Below are 24,408 nucleotides of genomic sequence, written 5' to 3'. Positions count from 1 at the left end.
ACACGGCATGTCTTTCAGGATCATCGGATGCCTTACTCTACGCAGCCCGGCGCGGGCGCGCATCCCGCTTCTTGCAAGCCGCAGGATTGCTGCGCGGGATTCGGTTACGCTGCGCCCTGCATTTTCCGCATCGAGACTTGCGAGACTCCCACATGACCACCGAACACTCCGGCTGTCCCATGAACAGCTCCGGCCGCACCGAATCCATCGTCAAAGAGGAGCGCGCCCAGCTGGACTTCAGCCAGTCCATGAGCTATGGCGACTACCTGCACCTGGACCAGATCCTCACGGCACAGCACCCGCTGTCGCCCGCGCATGACGAGATGCTGTTCATCATCCAGCACCAGACCAGCGAGCTGTGGATGAAGCTGATGCTGCATGAGGTCCGCGCCGCCACGGCCGCCATCGCAGGCGGCACGCGCGCCGACGCCTTCAAGATGCTGGCCCGCGTCAGCCGCATCATGGAGCAACTGGTCAGCGCCTGGACCGTGCTGTCCACCATGACGCCGCCCGAGTACACGGCCATGCGTCCCTACCTGGCCAGCTCCAGCGGCTTCCAGAGCTACCAGTACCGCTGCATCGAGTTCTCCCTGGGCAACAAGAATGCCGCCATGCTCCAGCCCCATGCCCACCGGCCCGATCTGCTGGCCCAGGTGGAGGCGGCATGGCGCTCGCCCTCGCTCTACGACGTGTCCCTGCAACTGCTGGCGCGCGAGGGCATCGAGGTGCCCGCCGACCGGCTGGAGCGAGACTGGACCCAGCCCTACGAGGCCAGCGAAGGCGTCAAGCAGGCCTGGATCACGGTCTACCGCGATCCCCACCAGCACTGGGACCTGTACCAGCTCGGCGAAAAGCTGGCCGACATCGAGGACGCCTTCCGACTTTGGCGCTTCCGCCATCTGACCACGGTGGAGCGCGTCATCGGCTTCAAGCGCGGCACGGGCGGCACCGGCGGCGTCAGCTACCTGCGCAAGATGCTGGACGTGGTGCTGTTCCCCGAAATCTGGGCGCTGCGCACCGAGCTGTAAGAACTGGCGGGCGCCACCGACGGCAGACCGCTGCGGTGGCGACAGCGCGCATGCGCGCAAACGGGTAAGCTGCGGCGCCAGGAGAAATACCGTGTCCGCAGCGCCGCAACAGCCCCCACACAACAACACACACACAGAGGCTTCGCAGACCTCCACCGCAGCACCGCCGCCACGCAGCCAGCTGCTGTGGGCCATGCTGCTGGCCCTGCTCTCGGCCTTTGCGCTGAGCCAGGCCTTTCGTACCACGACCTCGGTCATGGCGACCGGCCTGCAGCAGGATTTCGGGCTTACGGCCCAGTCGCTGGGGGCCTTTGCGGGCCTGTTCGGACTGTCCTTCGGCGTGGCCCAGTTGCTCATGGGCATCGGCATGGATCTCTACGGCCTGCGCCGCACGGTGCTGCTGTCGTTTCCGCTGGCGATCGCGGGATCGGCACTGTCCGCCGCCGCACCCAATTACGGCTGGCTGATGGTGGGCCAGTTGCTGATCGGCGTGGGCTGCTCGCCGGCCTTCCTGGCCTGCACCATGTTCATCTCGCGCCACTTTCCCATGGACCGCTTCGCCTTTCTGTCGGGCGTGGGCATGGGCGTGGGCGGCTTGGGGCTGCTGTTCACAGGCACGCCGCTGGCCTGGCTGGTCCAGCATTTCGGCTGGCGCTCGGGCTTTGCGCTGCTGGCCGTGATGTCGGCCCTGTCGTGGCTGCTGATCTGGTGGCGCGTGCACGAGCCCGCCCGCCGCGGAGCACAGACCGCCGCACGGGAAAGCTGGGGCGTGGCGGCACGCCGCATGGCCGAGCTGTTCACGCTGCCGCACACCCTGGGTATCGTCCTGCTGGCCATGGCCTGCTATGCATCGTTTCTGGCGCTGCGCGGCCTGTGGCTGGGGCCGCTGCTCATCCATCGCTATGGCTTTTCGCTGGTGGAAAGCGGCAATGTGGCGCTGGTCGTATCGATGATCTCGCTGTTCAGCCCCGCGATTTTCGGGCGCATGGATCCCGGCCCAGGACGGCGCCGGCGCTGGCTCACCAATTACTCGCTGCTCATGGGCAGCCTGTTCATGCTCATGGCCTTTTTGCACCATGGCTGGACCAATGTGGCGCTGATCTTCGCCATGGGCCTGCTGTCCGGCTATTCGGTGCTGCAGTACGCCGATGTGCGCGCTTCCTACCCCCCAGAGATGACCGGCCGCGCACTGTCGCTGTTCACCATGGCCATGTTCCTGGGTGTGGCCCTGGTGCAATGGTTCACGGGCTGGGTGGCGGCCTGGGCCGAGGCCTGGGGCGTGGAGCCCTACAAGGCCGTGATGATCTCGATTGCGGCCACGCTGGTGGGCGCGTCGACCGCGTTCCGTTTCCTGCCCTCCTCGCCGCTGCTGCGCCAGGCATCCGCCTAGCGGCCGGAGTCTGTGCCTCTACAAGGCGTTGGCGGCCGAGCCATCGCCACGGTACAGCCAGGGCAGATCCATCAGCCGGGAGCCCAGCAGGCGCAGCGACAGGTCACGCCCCCAGCGCACCGGACCCGTGGCATGGAAGATGCGGCCATTGCGCTGCGAGCGCGCCTGCACGCGCGCATTGCGCTGCCAGCGATTGAGCGCGTAGCGGCGCAGGCGCATGTTCACATCCAGGTCATGCATGGACAGGGCGCGCTGCAGCTCCGCTGCATCTTCAATCGCCATGCCGGCGCCCTGGGCCAGATAGGGTCGCATGGGGTGGGCGGCATCGCCCAGCAAGGCCACCACGCCGCGCGCCATCTGCGCGGCCGATTGCACGGGCGGGCGATCGCCCACCGGCCACAGCCGCCAGTCACCGCCAGCGGCAGGCACATGCTGGATCAGGTCCAGCAGATGCGGGCAACTGCCCTGCAGCACCCGCACCAGATCATCGAGATTGCCCGCGTGGTCCCAGTTCGCCAGGTCCTCGGGCGCCGGGCCCTGGACGATGACCACCAGGTTCTGCAGCTCGCCCCGGCGCACGGGGTACTGGATGGCATGCATGCGCGAGCCCAGCCAGGCCGTGACATCGGTGGCACGCAGCCGCTTGGGCAACTGGGCCTGGTGCACCAGGGCGCGGTAGGCCAGGTGCCCGGTGACACGAGGCGGGCCGTCGCCCAGCAGCTGCTGGCGCAGGACGCTGCGCACGCCGTCGGCGGCGACCAGGGCATCGCCTTCGATCAGCTTGCCGGCCTGGGTTCGCACGGTGACCACGCCGTCAGTCTCGGAAAAGCTCTCGATGGGCTGGCCCAGGTTCAGGTGCATGCCCGGATAAGTCTGAGCGGCTTCCCGCAGCAGCTGCTGCAGATCGGCCCGGTGGATGGTGGCGTAAGCAGCGCCGTAGCGATGCACGGCCTCGCTGCCCAGAGGCATGTGCCCCAGTTCCTGCCCTGTGGCGGCGCTGCGCACCCGCAGGCTGTCCGGCAGCGCCACCACCTGCTGCAGCGGCTTTTGCAGGCCCCAGGCCTGCAGGCGGCGCACCACATTCGGCCCCAGCTGGATTCCAGCCCCCACTTCGCTGAGCACGCGTGCCTGTTCGAAAAGACGCACTTCCCAGCCCGCCCGCGATGCACCAATCGCGGCAGCCAGGCCACCAATGCCGCCGCCGGCAATCAACACCTGCTTGTTCATGCGCGTATTGTGCCCCTGCCTTCGCCCATGGTGGCTGGTGCCTGGATATTCAAGTCGGCCACCACTGAAGAAAATCAAAAAATCATCGGATTTGTCTGAAACACGCATGCATCCGCCATGCGTTGAGACGCCAAGACCCGGAAACACCCACCTCGCATGCTCCAAACTGCCGCAAGGTGCATCACTGGCACTGTGCATTTTGCGTTACCGCCAGAAATCGGCCCTGGCATCGCCGCCGCGCAATGTCCGTGCACAGGCCCACGCTTTGCACAGCGCATGATAGTCATTCTCAACCGAGTCAATTTTTGACAAATGGCCGTGCCAATGAAAAAAGCCCGCACAAGGCGGGCTCTTTCAACATGCGCGATGGAAAAATCAGATGACGAACTTTTCGCGGTCCTGATTCTGAATCCACTTCGGCGGCTTGCCGCGTCCGGTCCAGGTCTGGCCAGTGGCGGGATCACGGTACTTGGGCGCCACCTTGGTGCCCGTTGCACCCGCATTGCCGCGACCACGAGCCGAAGGAAAGACGTCATCCGCAGTCAGGCCATATTCGGCAATCAAATTGCGAACCTTGCCCACGGCGTCAGACAGTTCACGCTTGCGCGCTTCCTGGATCTGTTGCTCCAGTTCCTGTCGCTGCTTCAGCAATTCCTTGTAAGAGCTCATGGTGTGCGCCTTGAAAGTTGTTTAAGAGCTTTCATTATAAAAACATAATCGCCCTACAGGGCAAGACACATGTAAGCAAAATCCACAATATCGCAGTTGCCTATTGCAGCGAGGAGCCTTCGGATAATTCCGAAATGGCAAGCACCTTGTCAATGCGTTTGCCATCGAGATCAATCACCTCGAAGATCCAGCCCGCGCAGCTGATCCGCTCTCCCAGAACCGGCAAATGACCGCTTTCCGCCATGAGAAGGCCGGCAACGGTGTTGTATCGACCACGGTGCTCATCGGGCAGGTCACGAATATCGAGGCGCGCCTTCAGCTCCGATATGGGCATCAGCCCGTCCAATAACCAGGAGCCATCCCCACGCTGCATGGCCCATGCTTCCGTTTCGGTCACAGGCTGTAACTCGCCGGTAATCGCCTCCAGCAAATCGCGCGGCGTCATGATGCCCTGCACCACGCCATATTCATCCACCACGAACACCATGCGCCCGGATCGGGCACGCAATTGCTCCAGCAGTTCCATGGCGCTGAGCGTCTCGGGCAGGAACGAGGCCGGCAGTACATGCTCGTAGAGCGTGGAGCCCGCCGCATCGGGACCCAATGCCAGCAGGCGCGCCACGCTGATGATGCCGACCACGTCATCAAGGGAATTGCGGCACACCGGATACCAGGAATGGCCGCCCTTTGCGTGGTCATCGGCCGAGGCCTGCAATGCCTCGGTGACGGTCATGTCGGCATCCAGCCATTGCACATCGCCGCGCGGCACCATGATCGACGTCAGCGAGCGGTCATCGAGATGGAAGACGTTCTGCACCATCTGGTGTTCGCTGGCCTCGATGACGCCGGCATCGCGGCCCTCGGCAAGGCTGGCCGCGATCTCCTCCTCGGTCACGGAGCGTGCCGCCGATTCATTGATGCGCAGCAAGGTCAGCATGGCGCGGGTGGAGAAGGCCAGCAGCCGCACAAAAGGCTTGGCTGCCGACGCCACCCACGTCATGGGCCGTGAGACCACGATGGCCACGGTTTCGGGATAGAGCTGGCCGATGCGCTTGGGCACCAGCTCGCCGAAAACGATGGTGACGAAGGTGATCACGGTCACGACGACTGCCGTTGCCGAAATGCTGGCTGCGCGCTCTGGAACGCCCAGGCCCAGCAGCCATGCGGCCAGTCCGTCGCTGAAGGCCGCCTCACCCAGGATACCGTTGAGCAGGCCGATGGAGGTGATGCCCACCTGCACCGAAGAAAGAAATTGCGTGGGGTTGTCGAGCAAGGCCAGTGCCGCCACCGCTCCCTTGTCGCCTGTTTCAGCCAGTGCCACCAACCGAGCCTTGCGGCTGGAGGCCAGTGCCAATTCGGACATTGCAAACACCCCATTGAGCAGCGTAAGCAACGCGATCAGCAGAAAATCCATGGTTCGTATATCAGAAAGAAGACCATGGCACTTTACTGTATCGGTGATATCCAGGGATGCCACGACGCCTTTGAGCGCCTGCTGCAACGCGTGGATTTCTCCGCCAGCCGCGATACCTTGTACATCCTCGGCGACCTGGTGAATCGCGGCCCGGCATCGGACAAGGTACTGCGCACCTGCATGGCCGCCGGCGACTCCATGCGCGCCCTGCTGGGCAACCATGACCTGCACCTGCTGGCCGCCGCCCACGGCGTGCGCCGCAACAGCCGCCGCGACACCTTGGCCCAGGTGCTGCAAGCGCCCGATCGTGACCAGCTCCTGGACTGGCTGCGACAGCAGCCGCTGGCGCGCAGCCACCGCACGGTGCATGGCGATGAGCTGCTGATGGTCCACGCAGGCGTGCTGCCGCAGTGGACCGCCCAGGAAGTGATGGACCTTGCAGGCGAGGTGCACACGGTACTTCGCAGCGCGCAATTGCCGGATTTCCTGCAAGCCATGTACGGCAACCAGCCCGATCGCTGGTCGCCGGATCTGCAGGGCTGGGAACGGCTGCGTGTCATCGTCAACGCGCTGACCCGGCTGCGTTTTTGCAGCGCTCAGGGGGTCATGGATTTCGACAGCACGGAGTCGGCAGAGCAGGCGGCGCCAGGACTCATGCCCTGGTTCGATGTGCCGGGCCGCGCCACGGCGGGCGTGCCCATTGCCTTTGGCCACTGGTCCACGCTGGGCCATATCAACCGGCCCGATCTGGTGGCGCTGGACACGGGCTGCGTCTGGGGTGGCTGCCTGAGCATGATGCGCTTCGGCGACCATCTGGCGGACAGGGAGCTGATCCAGGTGGATTGCCCGCAGGCCCAGGCCCCAGGCTGATCAGGAGCAGCCCGTGCACCCATGAAAAAACGCCTGCAAGGCAGGCGTTATTCGGGAGGCAGGCCGCGTGTGCGGCGCTCAGACCTCGGAGGTGGCGACGGGCGCGGCGGGCGCGACCGGTGCCTTGAACAGCGCCGCCAGCTTGCGCTTGGGCTTGATGTTGCCGCCGGCCTTGGGCGCAGCGCGCTGGCTTTCCCAGTTGGCGTCGGCGCTGGCCGAAGGCTCATAGGGCTTGTCGAAGAAGGGGTCGGAATGCGCCGGGCGCTGGGCCATGCGCGAGCCGCGATGGCCGAAGCCCGTGCTGCCGCGTGCGGCATCGGCACCGCGATCGCCACGCTCGCCGCCGCGATCCCGTTCACGACCGTACCCGCCGCCAGCGCCTTGGCGCGGCAGCTCGTCGAAACGGTGACCACGCGGTGCGCTGCCGCGGAAATCTTCCATGGGGCAGGTTTCGACGTTGATCTTCTTCTTGATGAGCTTCTCGATCTCGCCCACCAGGCGCGCATCGTGGTTGGTCACCAGGGTCACGGCAATGCCGGAGGCGCCTGCGCGGCCCGTGCGGCCGATGCGGTGCACATAGTCTTCGGCGTTGAAGGGCACGTCGTAGTTGAAGACGGCCGGCACGTCCTTGATGTCCAGGCCGCGGGCCGCGACATCGGTACACACCAGCAGATCGACCTCGCCGCGCTTGAAGGCTTCAAGCGCCTTCAGGCGCTCGTCCTGGCTCTTGTCGCCGTGCAGCGCCGTTGCGCGCAGGCCATCACGCTCCAGGGCACGCGTCAGGCGGGCGCAGCCCAGCTTGCTGTTGGAAAAGACGAAGGCCTGGCGGATCTCGCGCTGCTTGAGCAGCGAACGCAGCGCATAGCGCTTGTCGTCGTCGCTGACGCTGTAGAAGCGCTGCTCCACCGTGGACGCCGTCTCGTTGGGACGGGCCACTTCGATGGTGACGGGGTCTTGCAGGTAGCTGCCGGCCAGGCGCTTGATCTCGGGCGAGAAGGTGGCGCTGAACAGCAAGGTGGTGCGTGTCTTGGGCAGATGGGACAGGATGCGCTGCAGGTCGGGCAGGAAGCCGATGTCCAGCATGCGGTCCGCCTCGTCGAGCACCACGTACTCGACCTGGTTGAGCACCACGTTCTTGGCTTCGATATGGTCAAGCAGCCGGCCCGGCGTGGCCACCAGCACCTCGACGCCCTTTTTCAGTTCCAGCGTCTGCGGTTTCATGTCCATGCCGCCGAACACCACGGTGCTGCGCAGCTTGGTGTACTTGGCGTACTGGGCGATCTGCTGAGCCACCTGGTCCGCCAGTTCGCGCGTGGGCAAAAGCACCAACGCCCGCACGGGGTGCCGTGCAGGCGAAGCGGAGGCATTTTCGTGGCGCATCAGCCGCTGCAGCAACGGCAGCGAGAACGCTGCCGTCTTGCCCGTGCCGGTCTGGGCTGCGCCCATGACATCCTTGCCGGTCAGAACAACCGGAATGGCCTGCGCCTGGATGGGCGTCATGGACTCGTAGCCCATGTCGGCCACGGCGCGCGCCAGGGACTCGGCCAGTTGGAGATTGGAGAAAGAGCTTGTCATTGAGGACGCTATTGTCGCACCTAGCGCGATTTGTGCGTTGCAATAACGCCAATTGGCACCTGGACAAGCATGGCGTTGCGTGAGCGCAACCCGCAAAAACCCGGTACGAGGGCCCGCTATGCGGGCATTTTTTCATCGCCGGGACACCGCCTCGAGACGGGACAGCGCCCCTCGGGGGTCATTTTTCAAAGCGAAGCGGCCGAGAAAGTGTCGCAGGACTTGACGCTGCCGGTGCGCAGACCGGTGCTGAACCAGCGCTGGCGCTGGGCACTGGTGCCATGCGTGAAGCTGTCGGGCACGACGGCGCCGCCACCGGCGCGCTGCAGGGCGTCGTCGCCGATCTTGGAAGCGGCATTCATGGCCGACTCCACATCGCCCTGCTCCAGGATCTGGCGTGCGCTTTGCGCGCGGTTCGCCCAGACGCCGGCCAGGCAATCGGCCTGCAGCTCCAGCTTGACCGACAGATGGTTGTATTCGACCTTGCTGACGCGGCCCCGCGCACGGTCCACCTGAGCGCTGATGCCCAGCAGGTTCTGCACGTGGTGGCCCACCTCGTGGGCAATCACATAGGCCTGTGCGAAATCGCCGGGGGCGCCGAGCTGGTTCTTGAGCGTCTCGTAGAAGCCCAGGTCGATATAGACCTTCTGGTCGGCAGGGCAGTAGAACGGCCCCATGGCGGACTGGCCCGTGCCGCAGGCCGTGGGCGTGGCGCCGCGGAACAGCACGAGCTTGGGATCGGCATATTGGGCGCCGCCCTGGCGGAACACCTCGCGCCACACATCCTCGGTATCGGCCAGCACGGTGGAGACGAAGCGGGCGAGCTGGTCGTCGGCCGGCGGCTTGTGGGCCGGCCCCTGGGGCTGCTGCACCTGCACCGGCGCGCCGCCGCTGAGCGCCCCCAGGATGGTCAGCGGATTGATGCCCAGCACCCAGCCACCGACCAGGGCGATGACGATGGTGCCGATGCCGATGCTGCGCCCGCCAAAGACGGGACCACCACCGCCACCACCACCGTCATCACGGCGGTCCTCCACATTGTCCGACTCGCGGTTGCCTTCCCATCTCATGGTGTTCGCTCCTGGATCTGTGCTGCGGCCTGCAGCATCGGGCGGCGATATTACGTCGGAACCTGCGGGGCCGCAGCGTCCGCAGTCCCGGCAATGATACGGCGTGTATCAGCGCACGGGCTGCACCGCCATGGGGGCAGTGACGGGCGGCGCCTGGCTGCGCAGTACCTGCTCGCGCGCCACCAGCACCATGCCGGCCAGCAGCGCGGCGACGATGCACAGGCCGACGACGACCGCCAGGCCCAGCCCCCATCCGCCGCGCCTGCGCCGCTCGCGTGCAGGCTCGCCGGGCCTGCGGGGCGCAGGTGCCTGTTCGCTGGGAGGCTCCTCGCGCTGCCACGGTTCGGGCGCGGGCCCGCGCCGCTGCTGCTCGTAGCGCGGGGCCGATTCCTTGCGGGGAGCTTCGGGCCGCGCCGAACCGTCCCAGCTGGGCTCCTCGCGCGGATAAGAAGACTTTTGTGACATAGGCGACATCGTAGTGCCTGCGCAGGCCCGCGCGGGCCTGGGTGCACCACCGGACACATCGCGCATTGGCCTGCGCGCGCCTACTGTGTACAGTCGCGGCCATGAGCCATTCCAGCACGCACTCCTCCGCCGCCCTAGACGCGCAGGCCACGGCCGCCCTGCTGCCCTGGAAGGAGCTGGCCGAAGAGATCGCGGCTGTACTGCTGCAGCCCCGGGCAGTGCAGGTGCCGCCGCGCATCGTGATGCCACTGCCCGCAGGAGGCAGCCTGTTTTGCATGCCCGCCACCGATGGGCAGGTGGCCATGACCAAGCTGATCAGCCTCACGCCCGGCAATGCCGGCACGCCGCGCGCCACCATCCAGGGCGATGTGGTGGTCTTCGATGTGGCCACGGGCGAGCGCCGCCTGATCCTGGACGGCCCCACGGTCACGGCGCGGCGCACGGCCGCCGTATCGCTGCTGGCCGCGCAAAGGCTGGCTCCCAATCCGCAGGGCCCGCTGCTGATCGTGGGCGCCGGCGTGCAGGGCCTGGCCCATATGCAGGCCTTTGCAGCAGGCCTGGGCGTGCGCGAGGTCCAGGTGGCATCGCGCAGCGCCGAAAGCGCCCAGTCACTGGTCAGCCAGGCGCATGCCATGGGCCTGCAGGCCAGTGCCGTGCAGGATCTGGAGGCCGCCGCGCGCCATTGCCCGCTGATCGTGACCTGCACGCCGGCCCGCGCCGTGGTGCTGCATGCAGCCCCGCGCGCCGATGCCTTTGTATCGGCCGTGGGCGCCTTCACGCCGCAGATGGTGGAGCTGGCGCCCAGCCTGTGCCTGGACCTTGCGCAGGCGGGCCGCGTCGTCGTCGATACCGCAGATGCGCTGCACGAAGCCGGTGATCTGCTGCAGGCGGGCATGGACGTGGCCGCCCTGCCCACGCTGGAGCAGGTGGTGCGCGAGCAATGGCTGCGCCCGCAGGTGCCGGTGCTGTTCAAATCCTGCGGATGGGGGGGCTGGGACCTTGCGGCCACCCGCCTGGCAATGCGCCGGGCTGCGCTTCAGAACAGTTGACGACGGATTTCTGCGTTGAACGAGCTTTCTCCCCCGGATTCCCCCGCCCCGCCCCCAAGCACCGAGCCCGGCCGCTGGCAGCGCCTGGGCCTGCGCACGCAACTGGCCCTGGTCTTCGGCTCGCTGCTGGTGGGCGTGACGGTGCTGATGTCACTGGCCTTCGGCGAACTGCTGCGCTGGCGCATGGAGCGCGAGGTCAGCGCCTCGCTGCATGCCATGGCCTCCAACGCGGCGCGGCAGTTGTCTGAAGGGCTGTTCAGCCGTGCCCATACCGTGGAGGTGCTGGCCGCTTCGCCGGAGCTGTGGGTGCAAGGGCTGGATTCCCCGGGCGTGGGAGCGCTGCTCAACCGCGCCCGTTCGCTGACGCCGTCCAACCTCTGGATAGGCGTGGCCGACGCCGAGGGCACGGTGCGCAGCGCCACCGACCAGTTGCTGGTGGGCCACGATGTCAGCGACCGGCCCTGGTTCGAGCCGGGGCTGCAGCGCGTGCATGTGGGCGACGTGCGTGCCTCCTCGCCGCGCATGGCCGCGCTGCTTGCGCCCCCGGCCGACGGCGCGCCGCGCCGGTTCATGGACTTTGCAGCGCCCATCCGCGTGGGCGGACTCACGCAGGGCGTGCTGTGCATGCACAGCAGCTGGGAATGGGTGCGAGAGACCATGCAGACCTTGCAGCAGGCCGACAGCGGGGATCGCCAGATCGGCCTCTTCATCTTTGACCGCCACGGCAAGATCATCCACGCCCCGGGCGACAGCCTGGAGCCGCTGCAGGCGCTGGACCAGCGCCTGCCGGTGGCCCATACCGTGTCTGCCGATACGTCCGATGCCACGCTGCTGCCCGTGCAGGTGGCGCGCTGGCAGGACAGCCCGCAGAGCTTTCTGACGGCCACCGTGCCGCTGCAGGCCCACAACCGGGTGACGGCCATGGGCTGGCACATCGTGGCCCGCCAGCCGCACGACAGCGCCTATGCGCCCGCGCGCCAGGCCATGCACCAGGTGCTGGCCGGCGGCCTGGCGGCGGCGCTGGTGGCCGCCGTCATCGCCTGGCTGGTGGCACGAAGGCTCAGCCAGGACCTCAAGCGCCTGGCCCGCGCGGCCAACGGCATCGATGGCAGCGGCGCGGCGCCGGACATTCCGCAGCTGCACAGCAGCCGCGAAGTGCACCGCCTCTCGCAGGCGCTGCGCGGCAGCATTGCCCAGCTGCGCTCGGCCAACGAGGCCATGGAGCGCCAGGTGCGCGAGCGCACCCTGCAGCTGCAGCAGGCCAATGCCGAGCTGGAGCACCAGGCGCGCAGCGATCCGCTCACGGGCCTGCTCAACCGCCGGGGCTTCGATTTCCAGCTGGACTTCGCCATGGCGCTGGCGCGCCGCAGCGGCCGCCCCTTGAGCGTGCTCGTCATCGACGTGGACCACTTCAAGCGCATCAACGACCAGCATGGCCATGACATGGGCGACGCCGTGCTGCGCACCCTGGCGCGCGCCTTCCGCATGCGGCTGCGCGAGTCCGACGTGCTGGCCCGCATGGGGGGCGAGGAATTCCTGGCCCTGCTGCCCGACACCACGGCCGACGCGGCCGTGGCCATTGCAGAGCAACTGCGCGAACTGCTGGCCTCCACGCCCATGGCCCACGGCGAGCCCGTCACCGCCAGCGTGGGCGTGGCCACGCTGCGCGGCACCACGGACACGGCCGCCGCCATGCTGCGCCGTGGCGACGAAGCGCTGTACGAGGCCAAGGGCGCAGGCCGCAACAACGTGCAGCTTCAGCGCTGAGACGGCCCCGCGCCGCTTTCTGCCCCCTCGGCTTGCCGCCTGCCGCAAAACACCAGTGCGGGAAAAAACATCACACTAATACTCAAATTGAGCATATTATTCGCAGCCATCACCAGACCTTTTCCACAGTCCCGGACGGCCACCATGCAGCTCAAATCCGTGCAGTACGACAAGCCCCATTTCTCCCACGCCGGCCAGTGCGGCATCGGCGAGGCATGGGCCCGCATTCCCCCTGAACTGGACCGCGCCCAGCGCCTTCGGACCACCGAGCGCATACGCGCCCTGCTGCACGAGCGCGATGCCGTGCTCGTGGCCCACTACTACGTGGATGGCGAACTGCAGGACCTGGCGCGCAAGACCGGCGGCTGCGTGGGCGATTCGCTGGAGATGGCGCGCTTCGGCGCCCAGCACCAGGCCAGCACCCTGGTCGTGGCCGGCGTGCGCTTCATGGGAGAGACCGCCAAGATCCTCAGCCCGGAAAAGCGCGTGCTCATGCCAGACGACGACGCCAGCTGCTCGCTGGACCTGGGCTGCCCGGCAGACGAGTTCAGCGCCTTTTGCGACGCCCACCCGGACCGCACGGTCGTGGTCTACGCCAATACCAGCGCGGCGGTGAAGGCGCGCGCCGACTGGGTGGTCACATCGTCGGTGGGACAGGACATCGTGGCCCACCTGCACGCCTGCGGCGAGAAAATCCTCTGGGCTCCCGACCGCCACCTGGGCGCCCACATCCAGCGCCAGACCGGCGCCGACATGCTGCTGTGGCATGGCTCCTGCCTGGTCCATGACGAGTTCAAGGCCGACGAACTGGCCGCCATGGCACTGGAGTATCCGCAGGCCGCCATCCTCGTGCATCCCGAGTCGCCGGCCGCCGTGGCCGCCCAGGCGGACGTGGTGGGCTCCACCACCCAGCTCATCAACGCGGCTGGCCGGCTGCCCACCGACACCTTCATCGTCGCCACCGACCAGGGCATCCTGCACGACATGCGCATGCGCTACCCGGGCAAGACCTTCCTGCCCGCGCCCACGGCCGGCCAGGGCGCCACCTGCAAGAGCTGCGCCATGTGCCCGTGGATGGCGATGAACAGCCTGCAGGGCGTGGAGCTGGCCCTGGAGCAGGGCCTGTGCGCCATCGAGGTGGATCCCGCCATCGCCCAGGCCGCGCGCCGGCCCATCGAACGCATGCTGGCTTTCGCGGCCGGCCACCGCCAGCCCGTGCGCGCCAGCGGCGACCTTGCGCGCGATGCGGCGCTCTTCCAGCACTTCGGTCCCGCCTGAGGACAGCGCCATGACACAGCCTTGCACAGACGTACTCATCATCGGCGCCGGCCTGGCCGGCATGGCCGCCGCCCTGTCGCTGCCGCCGCATCTGCGCGTGGCCCTGCTCAGCAAGGGCGCGGCCGAGGAATGTGCCAGCGCCTGGGCCCAGGGCGGCATTGCCGCCGTGCTGGATGCACAGGACAGCATCGACGACCACGTGGCAGACACCCTGGTCGCGGGCGCAGGCCAGTGCGATGCACAGGCCGTGCGCGCCATCCTTGAGCAGGCGCCTGCCGCCATCGATTGGCTGGTGGCCCACGGCGTGCCTTTCACGCGTGACGACAGCGGTGGCTTGCACCTCACGCGCGAGGGCGGCCACGGCCGCCGCCGCATCGTGCATGCCGCAGACTGCACCGGCCAGGCCGTGCACGCCGCCCTGCTGCGCGCCTGCCGGGAGCGCGCGAACATCGATCTGCATGAACACACCAGCGCGCTGGACCTGCTGACCGAAGGACAGCCTGCGCACTGCACAGGCGCGCTGGTGCGCCTGCCCGATGGCCGCCAGCAGCGCTGGCATGCCGCGCATACCGTGCTGGCCACGGGCGGGCTGGGGCAGGTCTATCCAGCCACCACCAACCCGGCCACCGCCACGGGCGATGGCGTGGCCATGGCCTGGCGCGCGGGCTGCCGCGTGAGTGATCTGGAGTTCATGCAGTTCCATCCCACGGCCCTGCAGGTGGGCGGCCGCGCGGCCGGCCTGGTCTCCGAGGCATTGCGTGGCGAAGGCGCCCTGCTGCGCCTGCCGGACGGCACGCGCTTCATGCCTGCCCATGACGAGCGGGCCGAACTGGCGCCGCGCGACATCGTGGCCCGGGCCATCCGGCACGAGATGGACCGCCATGGCCTGGCCTTCGTGCACCTGGACATCAGCCACAGGCCTCGCGCCTGGCTGCAGTCGCATTTCCCGGGCGTGATGGCCCTGTGCGCCAGCCATGGCATCGACATTGCGACGCAGCCGATTCCCGTGGCCCCCTGCGCCCACTACGCCTGCGGCGGCGTGCTGGCCGATATCGACGGGCGCACGGATGTCGATGGCCTGCGCGCCATCGGCGAGGTGGCGCGCACCGGACTGCACGGCGCCAACCGGCTGGCCAGCAATTCGCTGCTCGAATGCGTGGTGATGGGCCGCGCGGCCGCCCGGGCCATCGCGCAGCAGCCAGCAGCCGCCCCGGCGCTGGCCCGGCCGACCGAAACCCTGCAGGCCGGCGCACAGGAGCAGGACACGGCCGCCATCGCACAGGAGTTGCGCCAGCTCATGCAGGACTGCGTGGGCATACAGCGCAGCGACCAGGGCCTGGCGCAGGCCGTGCAGCGCATTGCGGCATGGCGGGAAAGGCTGGCACCTGCCGCAGGCAATGCGCTGCGCAACCAGCTCGATGTCTGCTGGCTCATGGCCACGGCTGCCGCCGCACGGCGCGAGAGCTGCGGCGCGCATTCGCGCATCGACGCCACACCGGCGCTGGTGGAATGAAGAATGACCCCCACGCTCCCCAAGGGGGCCGCTTTTCATCTTGGGGCGGCCCGGCGATGAAGAATGACCCCCACGCTACCCTTGCTGCGCAAGGTCCGCTGCCCCCCGAGGGGGCCGCTTTTCATCTTGGGGCGGCCCAGCGATGAAAAAGGCCCGCAGCTTTCGCTGCGGGCCTTGTCTTCCGGGCCAAAGCCGTCAGGCCTTGGGAAGCGTCACGCCCACCTGGCCCTGGTACTTGCCGCCACGGTCGCGGTAGCTGACCTCGCAGACATCGTCGGGATCGCTCTCGAAGAACAGCACCTGGGCGCAGCCCTCGCCGGCGTAGATGCGGGCGGGCAGCGGCGTGGTGTTGGAGAACTCCAGCGTCACATAGCCTTCCCATTCGGGCTCGAAGGGCGTGACGTTGACGATGATGCCGCAGCGCGCGTAGGTGCTTTTGCCCAGGCAGATGGTCAGCACGTTGCGCGGGATGCGGAAGTACTCGACCGTGCGCGCCAGCGCGAAGCTGTTGGGCGGGATGATGCAGCTGTCGCCCTCGAAATCGACGAAGCTCTTTTCATCGAAGTTCTTGGGGTCCACCACGGTGCTGTGGATGTTGGTGAACACCTTGAATTCGGGTGCGCAGCGGATGTCGTAGCCATAGCTGCTGGTGCCGTAGCTGATGATCTTGCGGCCATCGACGTTGCGAACCTGGGCCGGCTCGAAAGGCTCGATCATGCCGTGATCCTCGGCCATGCGACGGATCCACTTGTCGCTCTTGATGCTCATGGCAATTCCTCGTTCCCTAGCTGCACTTGTCAGGCGCCAGCACCCGGCCGGGCACTGGCGCAAAGGCGCTATTTTGCTTGAGAAACGACGGTGCGCTCGATCAGGCGGTCATCGCCCAGGATGATCATGGCGAACAGCAGCTCGTCCAGGCTCCCCGCCTGGCGGGTCTTGCGCTCGAGCAGCGGCGTGCAGGCCGGGTTGATGACCACGAAGTCGGCCTCGCAGCCCGGCTGCAGGTTGCCCACCTGGCCCGCCAGGCCCAGGGCGCGCGCCGCGCCCGCCGTGTGCTGCCACCACAGGTTGCCCGGAGACAGGCTCAGGCCCTGCTTGGTCTGGCCCTCGCGGCCCGCCACATAGGCGGCCTGCATGGTGCGGAAAGGGCTGAAGCTCATGCCGCCGCCCACGTCGCTGGCCAGGCCGTAGAGGAACTGCGCGGCGTCGGCCCGCGCAAAGTCGAAGAAGCCGCTGCCCAGGAACAGGTTGCTGGTGGGGCTCACGGCGGCGGCGGTGCTGCGTTCACGCATCAGGGCGCGGTCTTCATCGTCCAGGTGGATGCAGTGCGCGTAGACGGCGCGCTCGCGCATCAGGCCGAAGTCGTCGTAGACCGACAGATAGCTGCGGGCCTTCGGAAAGAGTTCGGCCACCCAGCGCACTTCGTCCAGGTTCTCGGCCACGTGCGACTGGATCCAGACATCGGCGTAGCGTGCGGCCAGCTCGCCCGCGCCGCGCAGCTGCTCATGCGTGCTGGTGGGCGCAAAGCGCGGCGTGATCGCGTAGCCCAGGCGGTCCACGCCATGCCAGCGCTGGATCAGGTTTTCGGTGTCGATCAGGCTTTGTTCGGTCTGGTCGCGCACGCCGTCGGGACTGTGGCGGTCCTGCAGGACCTTGCCCGTGATCATGCGCATGCCGCGGGCCTGCGACGCGCCCATGAGCGCATCGACCGACCCCGGGTGCGAGGTGGCAAAGGCCAGCGCCGTGGTCACGCCGTTGCGCTGCAGCTCGTCCAGGAAGAACTCGGCCACGCTGTCGGCATGCGCGCGTTCGCAGAAGGCCGACTCATGAGGGAAGGTGTATTTCTCCAGCCAGGGCAGCAGGCCTGCGGCAGGCGCGCCGATCACATCGGTCTGCGGATAGTGGATGTGCAGGTCGATGAAGCCTGGCGCCAGCATGCGGCCCGGCAGATGGGTGACTTCGGCGCCCGGCTGTCCGGTGAACTGCGCCTGCAGCGCCTGCCAGCTGCCGGCGGCGACGACGCGCTGCTGCCCCCTGTCATCCGGGGCGACGGCCAGCAGGCCGTCTTCGTCGTAGAGCGCCTGGCCATCGTCGGCAAAACGCAGCAATGAGGAACGGTAGATTTGCATGCCGCCAAGCTTAGCGGGCGGACAGGCAGATGCCATATCCGCAGCGCTATAGGCGCCATCGGCAGGCGCCACCCTAGGGTTTACGCCAGGGCGGCAGCCAGGGGTCCCACCTCACTTGGGCAGGGTGGCCTGCACGCCTTCCACCAGCCAGTTCATCTGCAGGATCTGCGCATCGTCCAGCTGCTTGCCGGCTGGAATGCGCACCTGGCCCTGGTTGTCGCGCACCGGCTGGTCGCCGGCCTTGAAGGGCTGCAGGCGGCCCTGGGCCATGTCCTTTTGGCGCTGCAGCACTTCCTCGCGCACGGCCGGCGGCAGCCTGGGGCCGAAGCCCTCCACGCGGATCATGCCCTCGCGCACGCCGCCCCAGGTGTCCTGGCTCTTCCAGCTGCCGTCCAGCACCGCTTTGGCGCGCGCCGTGTAGTAGTCGCCCCACTGGTGGGTGACGGCCAGCAACTGGGCGTCGGGCCCGTCCTTGCGCATGTCGGAGTGGTAGGCAATCGCCATGCGGCCGCGCTCCTGGGCGGCATGCATCACGGCGGTGGATGCGACCTGGAAGGACACCACGTCCACGCCGCCGTTGAACAGTGCCATGGCCGCATCGCGCTCGCGCGGCGGGTCGAACCAGGTATCCAGCCAGACCACCTTGACCGTGGCCTTGGGATTGACCGAGCGCATGCCCAGCGTGAAGGCGTTGATGCCTTGCAGCACCTCGGGAATCGGAAAGCCGACCACGAAGCCGGCCACGCCCGTCTTGCTGGCACGGCCTGCGGCAATGCCCGACAGATAGCGGCCCTCGTAGTAGCGCGCATTCGAGGTGGCCACGTTGTCGGCGCGCTTGAAGCCCGTGACCGACTCGAACTTCACCTGCGGGAAGTCGCGCGCCACGCGCATCACGGACTCGGTGTAGCCGAAGCTGGTGGTGAAGATCAGCTGGTTGCCCGAGGCGGCCAGGTCGCGCAGCACGCGCTCGGCGTCGGGGCCCTCGGGCACGCTGTCCACGGCGCGGGTCTGCACGCGCGGGCCCAGGGCCGCCTGCAATGCGCGCCGGCCCTCGTCGTGCTGGCGCGTCCAGCCGGCGTCGAGCACGGGCGTCAGATAGACGAAGGCGGCCTTGAGGGGCGCGGAACCTGCGGGGGATGAAGGGGCGGGATGGCCTTGGGACAAGGCCGTGGATACAAGACTTGCAGCCGCGACTGCGGCTGCGAGGTTTTTGTACATGGTGTTCCTCTACATGGCCCGGAAATGAAAACGCACCTGCCGTGGGCAGCGGCCGGTGCGGGGCGCGATTATAGGCAGCGGCCCCGAGGGCTGCCTGGGCCTGCGCTTATGGCCTCCATAAGGGGCGGCAGATACCGTCTACTAGAGCGTGTTATGCACTTTTAAGTGCCCGCGAAAGCCGGGAAATGGGCCCGGAACGAGGCGCAGCGCGCGCCGCGGTTGCCATACCGCAAGTGTGCTGCAACGAAGGGCCGGGCCCATTTCCCGGCTTTCCCGAAGGGTTGGCTCTGCGCGCAGGCGCTCGCGGCGTTGCAGCGCTTGCCAAGGCTCCAGCCTTGGCGGCGCACTGCGCCTTGCGATCACCAGCGCGCAGAACCAACGCGGGTACTTAAAAGTGCTTAACACGCTCTAAGATCGTCGGCAAATTCCACCCCCAAGCAACCACCAAGGAGTACAAGACCATGCCGATGTTCGTCGATACCTCGCCCCCGGGCCAGTGCATCTTCTGCCGCCTCGTGGCGGGCGAGATCCCGTCCGCCAAGGTGTTCGAGGACGAGCAGACCATCGCCTTCATGGACATCGGCCAGGTCAATCCCGGCCATGTGCTGGTGGCCAGCAAGCGCCATGCCGTGACCCTGCTGGACCTCACGCCCGACGAGGCCGGCGCCGTGATGCGCACGGCCCAGCGCGTGGCGCAGGCCGTGCAGTCAGCGTTCGACCCCGATGGCATCAGCCTGTTCCAGGCCAACGGCGCGGCGGGCGGGCAGACCGTCTTCCACTTCCACCTGCATGTGCTGCCGCGCCACGAGGGCGACGGCGTGGGCCTGGGCTGGCCGCGCAAGGAGCCCGGCATGCAGGCGCTGCAAGAGCATGCCGAGCGCCTCAGGAAGGCGCTGGCCTGAGCGGACTCAGGCCAGGGCTGCGTACTTGGCGAACACGGCCTCCAGCTGGCGCATCCAGTGGGCGCGCTGCTGGGGCGTGACGAAGCTGGCGTCAAAGCTGTTGACCGCCAGCTGCCAGGCCTGCTGCGAGTTCATGCCCGTGGCGGCGAACAGCTGCAGGTAGTTCTCGTTCACGTAGCCGCCGAAGTAGGCCGGATCATCGGAATTGACCGTGACCTTGAGACCCGCCTCCAGCAGCTGCGGCAGGTTGTGCTGCGCCAGGTCGGACACCACGCACAGCTTGAGGTTGGACAGCGGGCAGACGGTCAGCGGCACGCCGTCGCGCACCAGGCGCTGCATCAGGGCCTCGTCGCGCGCGGCCTGCACGCCGTGGTCTATGCGCTCGGAATGCAGCACGTCCAGCGCGCCCCAGATATAGGCGGGAGGTCCCTCCTCGCCCGCATGCGCGACCAGGTGCAGGCCCAGCTCGCGGCAGCGCGCGAACACGCGGGCGAACTTCTCGGGCGGGTTGCCGACCTCGCTGCTGTCAAGGCCCACGCCGATGAAGCGGTCGCGCAGCGGCAGCGCGGCCTCCAGCGTGGCGAAGGCGTCCTCCTCGCTGAGGTGGCGCAGAAAGCTCAGGATCAGCGCCGACGAGATGCCCTGCTCTATCTCCGCATCGCGGCAGGCGCGGTACAGGCCGTTGATCACGGTCTCCATGCCCACGCCGCGCTGGGTGTGGGTCTGGGGGTCGAAGAAGATCTCGGCATGGACCACGTTGTCCTGCGCGGCGCGCGTCAGGTAGGCGCGGCCCATGTCGTAGAAATCCTGCTCGTACAGCAGCACGCTGGCGCCGGCGTAGTAGATGTCCAGAAAGCTTTGCAGGTCGGTGAAGGCATAGGCGCGGCGCAGGTCTTCCACGCTGGCATAGGGCAGCTTCACGCCGTTGCGCTGGGCCAGCGCGAAGATCAGCTCGGGCTCCAGCGAGCCTTCGATGTGCATGTGCAGCTCGGCCTTGGGCATGGCCTTGAGCAACTGGGGCAGATGCGCGGCATCCACGGCGGGTACGGTGTGCATCAGCAGACTCCGAAGGTGATGCCGCTGGCCCGGAGGTAGCGGCGGTAGGCGGACGACATGCGGTCGGCCGCAGAGTGCATTTCGGCGCGCGGGTCCAGCGGCAGGCACTTGGGCTGCTGCGACTCCAGCACGGGCTGGTCCTGGCAGAAGATGGTGTGCTGGAATTCCTGCAGCTGTGCGTCGGGCGAATCGAAGTCTGCCACGGCCAGCCGGAACCAGACGCGGCTGGTCTCGGGCGTGACGGGGCAGATGAACAGGGCGATGGACTCGCGCCATCCGGCCCTGGTGGTGCCGGATTCGGGCAGCTTGGTCAGCACGGCGGCATAGGGCGCCGTGACTTCGTAGGTGTACTCGACCTCGGCCGCGCTGGTGGAGTGCAGGTTGGACTGCGGCTGCACGGCCTTGCAGCCCGTGGCCAGCACGCCCGTGGCCGTGGTCTCCACGGCATAGGCTTCGATGGCCGTGGCGTCGCGGCTGCCCAGCCAGCCTTCGTGGACAAAGCCGAAGTGCGACATGTCCAGGAAGTTCTCGATGATGCGCGGCGCGCTGGCGGCCACGTCGTAGGGGCCGCAGTTGAGCTTGCGCAGGTGCGCGTCCGCCTCGGCTTCAAACGCTGGCAGTGCCGCCAGGGCCGCCAGGGCCGGAGCCGCCGAGAGCTCCTCGCCCGTGGCCAGCCGCACCCAGACCAGGCCGTAGGCGTCCTGTGCCTCGAAGGCCTTCACGCACTGCGAGGGCGGGGGCGTGAAGCTGGGCAGGGCCGGCACCTTGACGCACTGGCCGCTGTCGGCGAACTGCCAGCCGTGGTAGGGGCATTCAAGGTGGCCGTTCTCGACACGGCCCATGGACAGGCGTGCGCCACGGTGCGGGCAGCGGTCCACGAAGACGCGGACCAGGCCTTGCGGATCGCGCCACAGCACCAGGGGCTGGTCCAGCAGTTGCACGCCCAGCGGCGCATCGACAACTTCGTGGGCCTGGGCCACGGGATGCCAGAGGGAGTTTTCGATCATGGGGGGAATCTCTTGCTGTCTGTCTGTGCCGCGGCGGCGGGCAGGCCGCGGCTGGGAGCGAGCATAAACCCGCTCGATGCGCAGCACAGGTACGGTACAGGTACACCTGTGCTGCGCATGAACGCCAAGGCCGCCCGAAGGCGGCCCTGGCGGCAACAGGCAACCCGGCCTGCGCCGGGTGGCCTGGCGTCTGTCTTACTTGCTGTCCTGGCCCGGCACCTTGCCTTCCACACCCTTGACGTAGAAGTTGATGCCCGTCAGGAACTTGTCTTCGGCCACGGCGTCGGCGGCCAGCAGTTCCTTGCCGTCCTGGCCTGTGATCGGGCCCTTCCAGATGTGGAAGGTGCCGTCCTTCAGACCCTTCTTGACCTCTTCGATCCGGGCCTTGGCCTCGGCGGGCACGTCATCGGCCAGCGAGACGATGTCGATCGCGCCTTCCTTCACGCCCCACCAGGTCTGCTGGCTGCTCCACTTGCCGTCCAGCATCTCGCGCACGGTCTTGGTGTAGTAGGGAGTCCAGTTGATGATGGCCGAGCCCAGGTGGGCCTTGGGGCCGTAGGCCGTCATGTCGGAGTCCCAGCCGAAGGCGCGCTTGCCCTTTTCCTCGGCCGTCTTGAGCACGGCGGCGGAGTCGGTGTTCTGGAACAGGATGTCGGCGCCGCCGTTGATCAGCGAAGTCGCAGCCTCGGTTTCCTTCGGGGGGGCGAACCACTCGTTGACCCAGACCACCTTGGTCTTGATCTTGGGGTTCATGGACTGCGCGCCCAGCGTGAAGCTGTTGATGTTGCGCAGCACTTCGGGAATCGGCACGGAGCCGACCACGCCCAGCACGTTGGACTTGGTCATGGAGCCCGCGATGATGCCGGCCAGATAAGCGCCTTCGTAGGTGCGGCTGTCGTAGGTGCTGACGTTGGCGGCGGTCTTGTAGCCGGTGGCGTGCTCGAACTTCACATCGGGGAAGTCGGGAGCGATCTTCTGGATGGGCTCCATGTAGCCGAAGGTGGTGCCGAAGACCAGCTTGTTGCCGTTGGCGGCCATGTCGCGCAGCACGCGCTCGGCGTCGGCGCCCTCGGGCACGCTCTCGACGTAGGAGGTCTTGATCTTGTCGCCGAATTCCTTCTCCAGCGCCAGGCGGCCCTGGTCGTGGGCAAAGGTGTAGCCGCCGTCACCGACGGGGCCCACGTAGGCGAAGGCGATCTTCAAAGGCTCGGTTGCAGCGGCAGCAGGGGCCTCGGCAACGGGAGCGGGCGCAGGCGCGGCCTCCTCCTTCTTGCCACAGCCGGCCAGCGCGGCGGCGGCCACGGCCGACAGCGCTGCCACCTTGATCAGGGAGCGTTTGTGAAGATCAGTCATCGAAGTTTCCTCAAGTGGTCCTGCGGCAGGCAGGAAGAAGGCGGTGTCCGCAGGGGCGCAGACCCGCCGCGATGGGTCCCGAGAATAAAGCAAGAATGGCGCCAGCCGGCTGCGCCAGAGCCACCAGGCATGCGGGAAAACCACATTTTGGGGGCTTTGCACAATCATGGTGCATAGGGCGGACCCGTCTGGCGGATCGCGGCAGAAAAAAGGGCCCCGAAGGGCCCTTGTTGCATGGACTGCCGCCGGATCACTTGGCGCCCGGCACCTTGCCTTCGACGCCGTTGACGAAGAAGTTGATGCTGGTCATGAAGCCCAGGTCGCCGACCTGGCCTGCCGTCAGCACTTCCTTGCCCGCGTTGTCCTTGATGGGGCCGGTCCAGACGGCGAAGCTGCCGTCCTTCAAGCCGTCGCGTGCCTTGGCGACCTTGTCCTTGATGTCCTGGGGCACGTCGTCGGCGATCTTCACGAGGTCGATGGCGCCTTCCTTCACGCCCCACCAGAACGAGCCGCCCTGCCACTTGCCGTCCAGCGTGTCCTGGGTGACCTTGCTGTAGTAAGGCGTCCAGTCGATCACGGCCGAGCCCAGGTGGGCCTTGGGCGCGAAGGCGCTCATGTCGCCGTCCTTGCCGAAGGCGCGCGCACCGCGTTCCTCGGCCGTCTTGAGCACGGCCGGGGAGTTGGTGTTCTGGTAGAGCACGTCCACGCCGCCGTTGATCAGCGAGGTGGCGGCCTCGGACTCCTTGGGCGGGGCGAACCACTCGTTCACCCAGACCACCTTGGCCTTGATCGAGGGATCGACGCTTTGCGCGCCCAGCACGAAGCTGTTGATGTTGCGCACCACTTCCGGGATAGGCACCGAGGCCACGACGCCGATGGTCTTGGTCTTGGTCATGCCGCCGGCCACGATGCCGGCCAGGTAGGCGCCCTCGAAGGTCTTGGTGTCGTAGGTGGCCACGTTGTCGGCATTCTTGTAGCCGGTGGCGTGCTCGAACTTCACGTCCTTGAGGTCGGCCGCCACCTTCTGCACGAACTCCTGGTAGCCGAAGCTGGTCGCGAAGATCAGCTTGTTGCCCTGGCCGGCCATGTCGCGCATCACGCGCTCGGCATCGGCGCTCTCGGGCACGCTTTCGACAAAGGAGGTTTCCACCTTGTCGCCGAACTTCTCCTGGATGGCCTTGCGGCCCAGCTCATGCTGGAAGGTCCAGCCGCCGTCGCCGATGGGGCTGACGTACATGAAGCCGATCTTGAGCTTCTCGGCCGGCGCCTGGGCGGCAGGCGCGGCAGCGGGAGCAGGCGCTGCGGCCTCTTCCTTCTTGCCGCAGGCGGTCAGGGCCGCCACCGAGATGGCCGACAGGCCGATCATCTTCACAAGCGTGCTTTTGAGGCCAGGTTTCAGGGTGCGTTCGCGCAAAGCGGGCATGCGTTTGT

Annotated in this window: 21 protein-coding genes; 8 read left to right on the top strand and 13 right to left on the bottom strand. The window is 67.4% G+C overall.

The annotated features are described in order from the left end of the window. Nucleotides 1-152: 152 nt before the first annotated feature. Both kynA and AC5I49_RS25040 read left to right on the top strand, forming a co-directional pair. On the top strand, nt 153-1,028 hold the full coding sequence (kynA, locus tag AC5I49_RS25045; RefSeq protein ID WP_495790062.1) for a tryptophan 2,3-dioxygenase: 876 nt from the start codon (nt 153-155) through the stop codon (nt 1,026-1,028). 91 nt (nt 1,029-1,119) lie between these two features. Then, nucleotides 1,120-2,418, top strand: a complete 1,299-nt coding sequence (locus tag AC5I49_RS25040; protein ID WP_016449002.1) for an MFS transporter — start codon at nt 1,120-1,122, stop codon at nt 2,416-2,418. An 18-nt stretch (nt 2,419-2,436) separates the two neighbouring features. On the opposite strand, the gene AC5I49_RS25035 is transcribed toward AC5I49_RS25040, so the two are convergent. From AC5I49_RS25035 to AC5I49_RS25025, 3 genes are all read right to left on the bottom strand, one after another. Further along, the gene (locus AC5I49_RS25035; RefSeq protein WP_016452603.1) at nt 2,437-3,645 is read right to left on the bottom strand and encodes an FAD-dependent monooxygenase; all 1,209 of its coding nucleotides are present in this window, start codon (nt 3,643-3,645) and stop codon (nt 2,437-2,439) included. Nucleotides 3,646-4,020: 375 nt separating this feature from the next. Then, on the bottom strand, nt 4,021-4,314 hold the full coding sequence (locus AC5I49_RS25030) for an H-NS histone family protein (protein WP_016449004.1): 294 nt from the start codon (nt 4,312-4,314) through the stop codon (nt 4,021-4,023). Nucleotides 4,315-4,414: 100 nt separating this feature from the next. Next, nucleotides 4,415-5,728, bottom strand: a complete 1,314-nt coding sequence (locus AC5I49_RS25025; RefSeq protein WP_016449005.1) for a hemolysin family protein — start codon at nt 5,726-5,728, stop codon at nt 4,415-4,417. A 24-nt stretch (nt 5,729-5,752) separates the two neighbouring features. On the opposite strand from AC5I49_RS25025, the gene AC5I49_RS25020 reads away from it, so the two are divergent. Continuing rightward, complete coding sequence (locus AC5I49_RS25020; RefSeq protein ID WP_016449006.1) at nt 5,753-6,598, top strand: symmetrical bis(5'-nucleosyl)-tetraphosphatase; 846 nt, start codon at nt 5,753-5,755, stop codon at nt 6,596-6,598. Nucleotides 6,599-6,676: 78 nt separating this feature from the next. Here AC5I49_RS25020 and AC5I49_RS25015 read toward each other — a convergent pair whose 3' ends face one another. The 3 genes from AC5I49_RS25015 to AC5I49_RS25005 form a co-directional block, all read right to left on the bottom strand. Beyond that, complete coding sequence (locus tag AC5I49_RS25015) at nt 6,677-8,173, bottom strand: DEAD/DEAH box helicase (RefSeq protein ID WP_016452606.1); 1,497 nt, start codon at nt 8,171-8,173, stop codon at nt 6,677-6,679. 185 nt (nt 8,174-8,358) lie between these two features. Then, a complete protein-coding gene (gene ypfJ / locus AC5I49_RS25010) occupies nt 8,359-9,240 on the bottom strand; it encodes a KPN_02809 family neutral zinc metallopeptidase (RefSeq protein ID WP_016449008.1) in 882 nt (293 codons plus the stop codon). Between the two features lie 108 nt (nt 9,241-9,348). Then, complete coding sequence (locus AC5I49_RS25005; protein WP_227468495.1) at nt 9,349-9,705, bottom strand: hypothetical protein; 357 nt, start codon at nt 9,703-9,705, stop codon at nt 9,349-9,351. A gap of 101 nt (nt 9,706-9,806) precedes the next feature. Here AC5I49_RS25005 and AC5I49_RS25000 point away from each other — a divergent pair, with 101 nt between their 5' ends. The 4 genes from AC5I49_RS25000 to nadB all read left to right on the top strand — a co-directional run bounded on the left by AC5I49_RS25000 (nt 9,807) and on the right by nadB (nt 15,312). Beyond that, nucleotides 9,807-10,754 (top strand): delta(1)-pyrroline-2-carboxylate reductase family protein, encoded by a 948-nt coding sequence (locus AC5I49_RS25000; protein WP_016449010.1) that lies wholly within the window; start codon nt 9,807-9,809, stop codon nt 10,752-10,754. A gap of 15 nt (nt 10,755-10,769) precedes the next feature. Beyond that, a complete protein-coding gene (locus AC5I49_RS24995) occupies nt 10,770-12,521 on the top strand; it encodes a sensor domain-containing diguanylate cyclase (protein ID WP_016449011.1) in 1,752 nt (583 codons plus the stop codon). A 144-nt stretch (nt 12,522-12,665) separates the two neighbouring features. Further along, nucleotides 12,666-13,799, top strand: coding sequence for a quinolinate synthase NadA (gene nadA / locus AC5I49_RS24990; protein ID WP_495790061.1), 1,134 nt, complete (start codon nt 12,666-12,668; stop codon nt 13,797-13,799). Nucleotides 13,800-13,809: 10 nt separating this feature from the next. Further along, complete coding sequence (gene nadB, locus AC5I49_RS24985; RefSeq protein ID WP_495790060.1) at nt 13,810-15,312, top strand: L-aspartate oxidase; 1,503 nt, start codon at nt 13,810-13,812, stop codon at nt 15,310-15,312. A gap of 195 nt (nt 15,313-15,507) precedes the next feature. On the opposite strand, the gene dcd is transcribed toward nadB, so the two are convergent. The 3 genes from dcd to AC5I49_RS24970 form a co-directional block, all read right to left on the bottom strand. After that, entirely contained in the window at nt 15,508-16,080 is a 573-nt protein-coding gene (dcd, locus tag AC5I49_RS24980; protein WP_013803686.1) for a dCTP deaminase, read from the bottom strand. Nucleotides 16,081-16,148: 68 nt separating this feature from the next. After that, nucleotides 16,149-17,441, bottom strand: a complete 1,293-nt coding sequence (gene guaD, locus AC5I49_RS24975; protein ID WP_479930113.1) for a guanine deaminase — start codon at nt 17,439-17,441, stop codon at nt 16,149-16,151. A 111-nt stretch (nt 17,442-17,552) separates the two neighbouring features. Then, entirely contained in the window at nt 17,553-18,659 is a 1,107-nt protein-coding gene (locus tag AC5I49_RS24970; RefSeq protein ID WP_495790059.1) for a BMP family ABC transporter substrate-binding protein, read from the bottom strand. 461 nt (nt 18,660-19,120) lie between these two features. Between AC5I49_RS24970 and AC5I49_RS24965 the strand changes: the two genes are divergently transcribed. Beyond that, entirely contained in the window at nt 19,121-19,561 is a 441-nt protein-coding gene (locus AC5I49_RS24965; protein ID WP_349335476.1) for an HIT family protein, read from the top strand. 6 nt (nt 19,562-19,567) lie between these two features. On the opposite strand, the gene AC5I49_RS24960 is transcribed toward AC5I49_RS24965, so the two are convergent. The 4 genes from AC5I49_RS24960 to AC5I49_RS24945 form a co-directional block, all read right to left on the bottom strand. Beyond that, nucleotides 19,568-20,617, bottom strand: a complete 1,050-nt coding sequence (locus AC5I49_RS24960) for an adenosine deaminase (RefSeq protein ID WP_495790058.1) — start codon at nt 20,615-20,617, stop codon at nt 19,568-19,570. Next, complete coding sequence (locus AC5I49_RS24955; protein WP_495790057.1) at nt 20,617-21,624, bottom strand: aromatic ring-hydroxylating dioxygenase subunit alpha; 1,008 nt, start codon at nt 21,622-21,624, stop codon at nt 20,617-20,619. Before AC5I49_RS24955 ends, AC5I49_RS24960 begins: the two co-directional genes overlap by 1 nt. 195 nt (nt 21,625-21,819) lie before the next feature. Further along, nucleotides 21,820-22,977: a BMP family ABC transporter substrate-binding protein gene (locus tag AC5I49_RS24950; RefSeq protein ID WP_016449762.1), complete on the bottom strand. Its 1,158-nt coding sequence runs from the start codon at nt 22,975-22,977 to the stop codon at nt 21,820-21,822. A 250-nt stretch (nt 22,978-23,227) separates the two neighbouring features. Next, nucleotides 23,228-24,400, bottom strand: a complete 1,173-nt coding sequence (locus AC5I49_RS24945) for a BMP family ABC transporter substrate-binding protein (protein ID WP_016449763.1) — start codon at nt 24,398-24,400, stop codon at nt 23,228-23,230. Nucleotides 24,401-24,408: the final 8 nt, after the last annotated feature.

This window comes from Delftia sp. (assembly GCF_059499305.1).
This window is presented reverse-complemented; position numbering and strand designations above follow the sequence as displayed.